The organism is Nocardia takedensis NBRC 100417 (assembly GCF_000308695.1).
In the GTDB taxonomy this organism is placed as follows: domain Bacteria; phylum Actinomycetota; class Actinomycetes; order Mycobacteriales; family Mycobacteriaceae; genus Nocardia; species Nocardia takedensis.
This window is the reverse complement of the sequence record NZ_BAGG01000218.1, coordinates 1-7,233: the sequence shown is the minus strand read 5'-3', so window position 1 is coordinate 7,233 and position 7,233 is coordinate 1. Positions and strand designations below refer to the sequence as shown.

General features: G+C 70.0%; 8 protein-coding genes. 2 read left to right on the top strand and 6 right to left on the bottom strand.

Features of this window, described 5'->3' with window-relative positions:
• Positions 1-115 precede the first annotated feature (115 nt).
• Positions 116-598: a WD40 repeat domain-containing protein gene (locus ON30_RS42395; RefSeq protein WP_373282646.1), complete on the top strand. Its 483-nt coding sequence runs from the start codon at positions 116-118 to the stop codon at positions 596-598.
• Positions 599-1,281: 683 nt separating this feature from the next.
• On the opposite strand, the gene ON30_RS28260 is transcribed toward ON30_RS42395, so the two are convergent.
• From ON30_RS28260 to ON30_RS28235, 6 genes are all read right to left on the bottom strand, one after another.
• On the bottom strand, positions 1,282-1,707 hold the full coding sequence (locus ON30_RS28260; RefSeq protein ID WP_040712134.1) for a hypothetical protein: 426 nt from the start codon (positions 1,705-1,707) through the stop codon (positions 1,282-1,284).
• Between the two features lie 117 nt (positions 1,708-1,824).
• Positions 1,825-2,256, bottom strand: a complete 432-nt coding sequence (locus ON30_RS28255; RefSeq protein WP_040712132.1) for a GNAT family N-acetyltransferase — start codon at positions 2,254-2,256, stop codon at positions 1,825-1,827.
• 430 nt (positions 2,257-2,686) lie between these two features.
• Positions 2,687-3,160 carry a hypothetical protein gene (locus tag ON30_RS28250; RefSeq protein WP_040712131.1) on the bottom strand — a complete coding sequence of 158 codons (474 nt, stop codon included), beginning with the start codon at positions 3,158-3,160 and terminating at the stop codon, positions 2,687-2,689.
• Between the two features lie 82 nt (positions 3,161-3,242).
• A complete protein-coding gene (locus tag ON30_RS28245; protein ID WP_040712129.1) occupies positions 3,243-3,482 on the bottom strand; it encodes a hypothetical protein in 240 nt (79 codons plus the stop codon).
• A gap of 360 nt (positions 3,483-3,842) precedes the next feature.
• The gene (locus ON30_RS28240; RefSeq protein WP_040712126.1) at positions 3,843-4,373 is read right to left on the bottom strand and encodes a hypothetical protein; all 531 of its coding nucleotides are present in this window, start codon (positions 4,371-4,373) and stop codon (positions 3,843-3,845) included.
• 268 nt (positions 4,374-4,641) lie between these two features.
• Entirely contained in the window at positions 4,642-4,833 is a 192-nt protein-coding gene (locus ON30_RS28235; RefSeq protein ID WP_040712123.1) for a hypothetical protein, read from the bottom strand.
• Positions 4,834-5,016: 183 nt separating this feature from the next.
• Between ON30_RS28235 and ON30_RS28230 the strand changes: the two genes are divergently transcribed.
• On the top strand, positions 5,017-7,233 hold a 2,217-nt coding region (locus ON30_RS28230; protein WP_218006317.1), incomplete at its 3' end, for a WD40 repeat domain-containing protein.

Genomic DNA, 7,233 nt, shown 5'->3' with positions numbered 1-7,233 from the left:
CTCGCCCACCTCACCGGACACACCAGCTGGGTGCGCGCGGTGGCGTGCACCCACCTCGACGGCCGACCCGTCACCATCACCGCCGGCGACGACAACTCGGTGCGGGTACTGGGACCTGACCACCGGACAACAACTCGCCCACCTCACCGGACACACCAGCGTGGTGTACGCGGTGGCGTGCACCGAGATCGACGGCCGACCCGTCACCATCACCGGCAGTGGCGACGGCTCGGTGGGGATATGGGATCTCGGTGCAGCCACCAAACGGGTCAGGTCCTCCAGATTCCGGTGGTTCCGTCGGGCACGAACCTCTCCGGTCTTCGGAGTATCTGCGGTCCTCGCCGGTCACACCGGATGGGTGTCGACGGTGGCGTGTCTGACCGTCGACGGTCGAACCGTGGTCGCCACCGTCAGCGATGATCGGACGCTGCGGGTATGGGATCCGAGAACACAGACCGTGCTCGCGGTGATCGACTGCCCAGCGCCACCACGCGCTGTGGCATGTTGGGACGGAGGCATCGTTGTCGGGTTCGGCAGCGACATAGCGGTCCTCACACCGCCCCAACCAGAACCCGAAACCCGCGCGGTACAGCGGTAACCACCCGCGCGGTCCCGAGCATGTCGAACGACGAGCGACGTGGGCCGTGGGCCGTGGATGGCCCCACCGATGCACCTGGTCGCGGCCACTCGCACGCTACCACCAGTCGGGGTTCGCACCGACGAGGTCCAGGTGCGCGACACCATCGGCGAGGACCAAATGGGCCGGCCGGGAACGTCGATTCGCTCCGCCAAGATGTCGCATCCGACGCAACTCCGCCCGGTTGGCAGACCATCCCACTGTCCAACCACACCGTCGGCACAACAGTTCGTTGCGCGGGTCGTCGTACTCAGCCTGGCCTCAGAAACTCGCGCCGTCGGTCTCGGCGAGGACGTTGATCTCGATCACCTCCGCGCGCGCCTACTGATACGGCAGACCTCGGGCGGCGACGCGGGCGCGGGCTGCACGAGTCAACGCGCGGGCTTCGCGTGGTACGGGCGGTGCTCGCGGTGCGGCGGGATCGCCCACTCCGACCCGCCACAGCGAAATCGACGCCACAGCAGAAGGATTGCGAACCCGCGGAGTCTGACGCGTCTTCGCCCGTGGAGTTCTTTGCGCCCGGCGTGGGCGGGCGAGTTCGGACCGGCCGGCGAGCAGCCGGGCACCGTCCTATCGCCATCGCCGACGCGGGCACAGAGTTGGGTGGTTGTTGGTTCGGGGCGGGGTTTGCCTCGAATGTCGTGCTACAGCACGTCCATCACATATTTGCCGAAGACCGGGTCCCGCGTGGTCAGGAAATCGACAGCGCGCTGGGACAGGACCAGTCGCTTGCGGCCTTTCAGGCCGAAGTCGGCGGCGAGGGCGGGGCTGGTGATGACCAGTGCGCGCAGGGCCGGGATCTCGAACTCACGGCCCGCCTCGACATAGGAGGAGAGCTCGCCGGTGAGCGGGACGAACGCGAACCCGGTCAACTCCGTCGCCGCCAGATCATCCGCAAGAGCGAGGGTGACCGCATACACACCCGCGTGGGAGGTCACCAGGTCGGAGAACAGCGGTGCGTCGAACAGCAGATGAGCCGAGGCCGGGCGTGGTGGAACGAAACTGGTGTCCCACTCGACGCCCTCGAAACCGGCCGGACATTCGGGATAGACCACGTAGAACTTGCTCACGACACCCCGACCGTGTGAGTGGCTCCGACCCGACCGACGTGAGCTTACACGCGAGGTCCCGTGGAACTGTCGCCACCCGAACACACACGGTCCCGGTCCCCGGTCCGGCCGCGGCCGTCACACCGGGCGGGCGAAGTGCAGCGCGCTGCCCGCCGTGCTGACGAATCCGCGAGCTTCGAAGAACATTCGCCGTCGCCACCGACCTCCGGGTTCGCTGTCGAGCACGACAGAGGCCAACACCGTGCCGGCGGCGTGGGCCAGCCGCAGGAATTCCTCGACCAGGGCAGTGCCGATCCCCTGGCCTTCGACCAGCGCGCCGACGAGGGCGATGTGTCCGGTGCACGGTATTCCGTGAAGGAACCCGACCAGCACTCCGTCGCGGCCGGCCACGAGCCGTACCCCGCGCCGGTCGTCGGCGCGCTCGAGGCGATGCGGCGCCGCGAAGACGGTGTCGCGCAGGGGGTGGCGAGCGTCGAGCGCCGCGAGAAGTTCACGCAGCGGGGCCGACGGTGCGCCCCGCACCGGTCTCACCACCACGGTCTCGATCACGACACCACGATTGCACAGCAGCCGGATACACCCCGTTCGAGGTCGCTCGACCGCGCTGCGACTGCCAGGTCGGCTCGCGTGCCCGGCCCGCGAGTGCGGTGACCGGGGTACGGACACCGAAACGGCCCCGTCGAGCGGAAAGCTCGACGGGGCCGTGAGGGTTGGGGTCGACGTCCCACAAGCGCCTCTCGGCGGGTGGTCGCTCGCAGCGACAAATGGGGTGAGGCCCGGGGCTGTCCGGACGCCGACATCCTCATTCAACCAACGCGCCCGCGGTCCTATTTCGCCAGGGCGGGGTGTGGTGGATCACGCGGGCACCCGGCGTCGCCCGAGGCGGTGACCGGTCCCCCGCCGCACCACTACGCCGCCGTACGCAGCCACCGCGCCGACCTCCAGCCGGCGGGGGCGCCCGCGGCAGGCACCACTGTGGTCACGGCCGCGGTGAGGGCCACTCCACGGCGGTCGTGGCCCTCACCCACACCGCACGCTCGGCCTCCATCATCTCCAACGCGCCGTCCGCGGTCATCGACTCGGCGGCGCCGCTGATGACGACCAGGCCCATGCCGAGGTGGTGCATGCCCGCCACCCGCTCACACCAGCCCGTGTCGGCGTGCAGCTCGCCGTCGTAGATCTCGCCGAGTCCGGGCGGGCCGCTGATCCGTGCCGTGGCCATGCCCGGACCGAGGGTGACCGTCCAGTCCGACGCGGGTTCGCCGCGGAAGTCGGTGTCGCGCATCGGTCGCGCGCCGTGGGCGAGCAGCGCGGTGGTCCAGGCGTCGCCGGTGACCAGGCCGCCGGACTCCGCGATGTGCACAGCGCGCAACCGGGGCAGCACGATGATGACCGGCGTGGCTCCGATGGTGGCGGTGAAAGTCGTCGCCTGCTCGATCTCGGGCGTGGCCATGCACGGCGACACTACCGGGGCGGCCGATGTCGCGTCCGCCGAGTGGCCGGCCCACGCAGCGCGGTGACGCGCTGGCCGGTCGCTAGAACGGAGGCTCGTTGTCGCGGATCGGCTCCGGCACGGGGACGGTGAAAGGCCGCAGGTCGGCGATGGCGTCGGTGATGCTGTCACCGGTACCGATCGCGGCGATATTCCCATATCGATCCCAGAGGCGAGCGGTGTAGTCGCCGACGACGACCTCACCGTCGACGACATCGCTGCCGGGCTCGAAACTCACCGCGAGCAGGTGGTCTGCCCTGAGCAGCCCGTCGACGTCGACCACACCACACCTCCGAAACAGTCGTACCGAAGCACGCGAGCCTCGAACCCCGTGACCCATTCCGGGGTCGCCACGACGAACGAGATCAGGGTATCTGTCACCTGGTCGACCGTCGCGCTCACCTGGACTCATTGTGGCGGAATATCTTTGGCGGTGACCACATCCCTGGGTCCGGTCGCCGACGGCGGTGAGGGGTCGCGAGCGGGCGCGTGCCCGGCGTGCCCGGCTGAGGATCAGGACCACCAGCACCCGTGCGGAACACATCAGCCGTGTGGGGCGGGGTCCCCGTGGGTGCGGGGCCGCGCGAGGCAGTCCCCCGTGAACCGCGGGGTGACTACGACGCTGGGGATGTCGTGGGTCGGCTCACCGGGCGGGGTCGTGGAGACGCTTGTCCAGGTGGTCGCCGCGGTACTCGATCAGACTTTCGGCGAAGTAGGCGAACATGCCGCCCCAACCGCCGGTGTGATGTCCGATCATGTCGCGCATGTGCCCCCATGCGGTGAACACGTCTTCGTCCGCGTCGTCGATCTCGAGCGCGGGATTGACCTCGTCGTAGAACGAACGACCGCGACCGAACCACGGATACTCGACCCACCGCGCCCCCGCGTACCGGATGAAGCATTCGCCCATGAAACAGATGAACGCGTCAGCGAACCGGCAGTTCTGCGGAGCCATCGCGGTGGCCAGGTCCGGGAACAGTCCGGCCAGATAGGCGTCCAGGCGCGGGGTCTCGGGCCAGTCCGGCGGCCACGGCTGGTCCGGTATCTCCGCCAAGCCGGCGGCGTTCATGAACTCCCGTGCCCGCGCGGCTCGTCGCCGCGGATCCACCCATCTGCCCCAGGCGCTCTGTTCGACCTCGAAATCCAGACCCAGCTGCTCGACGCCCTCGCTCATACCGTGCACTCCCTTCGTCGACGTTGCGGGCTCGAGGCAGATCATGCCGCCGCGGTACGACAACCCGAAACCACCACGCGATCCCCACCGGACTCCGAAACACCCCCGCCTCCTTCACCGCGCAGTCACTCACTCCCCCGCTGGTCTCCTCGCGCCCGTCGTCGCGTCCGACAGAACCGAGCGTGGGCGGCCGGGGCGGACACGACTGTGCCGCGCCTCCCCGGGGTGGGTCGGCGCGGCACGTGGTCGATGCGGAGCCCGGGGACTGCTACAGGGTCTTGTAGGCGACGAGGGCGGCCAGGGCCAGGGTGAGCGTGGCGCCGAAGCCGATCACCCCGGCGCGGATCGCCGCGGCCAGGGTGGCGCCGTCGACTTCGGCGAGGATCCCGGCGCCGAGTCCGACGATGACCGCGCCCAGCGCGATCCCGACGAACAGCAGGGTCTTGGTGGTGGTGGACATCGGATGCTCCCGTTTCGGTTCGGTGGTGGATGTGTTGAGTCCAGCTCAGCAAATCCGAAGCCCCGCAACCATTCCTATGTCCGGTTAAAGTGCTCGTATGCAGGGGATACAGGTTCGCGACTCGCTGCGACTCGCCACGAGCCGCCTCGCGCCGCCCGCCCGCGGGAACGGGCAGCGGCGGCGGTGAGCGGTCCACGACACGACGCGTACCGGCACTACGTCACCCAGCTCGAGGCCCTGCACGCCGCCGCACACCACCCGAGCGCGGCCAGGATCGCCGCCGAGATCCGCGCCACCACCCATGGCCCGGTCGTGTCGGCCTCGACGATCAAGGGTTGGCTCGCCGAGAAGCAGACGCCGCGCACGATCCCACGCGACGGCGCGAGGTTCGCACTCGTGCTCGCCGTCCTGCACCGCCTGGCCGGGCGTCGGTTCGACCGCCACATCCCACGCCAGTGGGACACCTGGCGGAACAACGCCGCCCACACGGACCGCCCCGCCGAACCGGACCGCCCCGCCGACCGACCAGCACCCGAGGACCACCGCGCCGAGCCCGCACCACCGCCCTCGAGTGAGGAGCCGGTGTTCGAGGTGGATCGGATCCTGCGCCAGGAACGCGAATGGGCGGTACACGCCGAACTGCGCGAGGTCGAGTTTCGCACCCGACTGCTGGTGCGAGCGAAAGGCAACCAGGACCAGCGGGGCTGGTGGTTCTGCGGCCGCCACACCGCCCTGACCGACATCGCCGACTGGCTACGCACCCCCGACCCCGCCCGGCCGCTGCTCGCGGTCACCGGCGACCCGGGATCCGGGAAAACCGCTGTCCTTGGGTTGATCGCCACCCTCGACCATCCCGTCCACCGGCGCACCGTCCCGATCCACAGCATCGGCCTACCCGCCGACGCGATCGCCCCACCCGGGACCATCGACGTGACGATCTACGCCCAAGGACTCACCATCGACCAGGTCCGTGACGGTATCGCCGCGGCCGCCCGCATCCCCGCCGCGGACACCCCGGGCGCACTCGCCGACGGCCTCGCCACACGCGCCACGATGTTGACCGTGCTGATCGACGGTCTCGACGAAGCCGCCGTCCCGCACGCTCTCGTGCAAGAGTTGCTGCGCCCGTTGATCGTTCACGCCTCCCGGCACGTGCGGCTGCTGGTCGGAACCCGCCCGTACCTGCTCGAAGAACTCGGCACCGATCGTGAGCGGAGTGTCGATCTGGACGCCGACCGCTACGCCGACCTCGAGGCGTTGACCGCCTACACCGTGCGCGGGCTCCGCGACGCCGACCCCGACAGCATCTACCCCACCCAACCCCCGGACACGGTCCGGGCGGTCGCCGCGGCGGTCGCCGAACAAGCACACCGCTGCTTCCTCGTCGCCCGCATCGTCGCCGCCACCCTCGCGGCCACCCCCACACTCCCCGACCCCACCGACCCCGCGTGGCGGGCCAGCCTGCCGACACTGCCCGGCGACGCCATGCGCGACGACCTCGACACCCGCCTGCGGGAGAAGGCAGACACGGCGCGGGACTTGTTGCTGCCCTTGGCGTTCGCACAAGGGCAGGGCCTGCCCTGGGAGGACTTGTGGGCCGCGCTGGCCTCCGCGCTGGCGGGCGTCGACTACACCGACCACGACCTGATCTGGCTGCACCGCACCGCCGGATCGTATGTGGTCGAGGCCACCGAGAACGGACGCTCGGCCTACCGGCTCTACCACCAAGCCCTCGCCGAACACCTCACCCAACACACCGACCCCCACACCGTCCACACCGCCTTCTACCGGGTCCTGCGCGGCCTCGTCCCCATCGACGGCGACGGCCGCCGCGACTGGGCCCGCGCCCACCCCTACACCCTGACCCACCTCGCCACCCACGCCACCCACGCCGGACTCATCGACAACCTCGTCACCGACATGGACTACCTCACCCACGCCCGGCCCGGCCCGCTGCTCGGCGCACTGCCCACCGCCGCTACCCAGACCACACTGCTGATTCGGGCGATCTACCGCAGCTCGGCCGACATACACCGAAACCTTCCACCACTACGCCGCCGCCAGATCTTGGCGGTCGACGCCGCACGCTTCACCGCCGCCGAGCAACAGCGCGAACTCAACCGCGGCTTGGAATGGCAGGTCCGCTGGGCCGACGGCAGCCATGTCCACCACGCCCAACGCGCCGTGCTCACCGGCCACAACAACCTGGTGCTGGCGGCGGCCTGCACCAGCATCAACGGCCGGCCCGTCGCGGTCACCGGAGGCGGGGATGACACGGTGCGGGTATGGGATCTGGACACCGGCACAGAACGCGCCGTGCTAACCGGCCACACCGGCACGGTGGAGGCGGCGGCCTGCACCACGATCAACGGCCGGCCGGTCGCGGTCACCGGCAGTTTG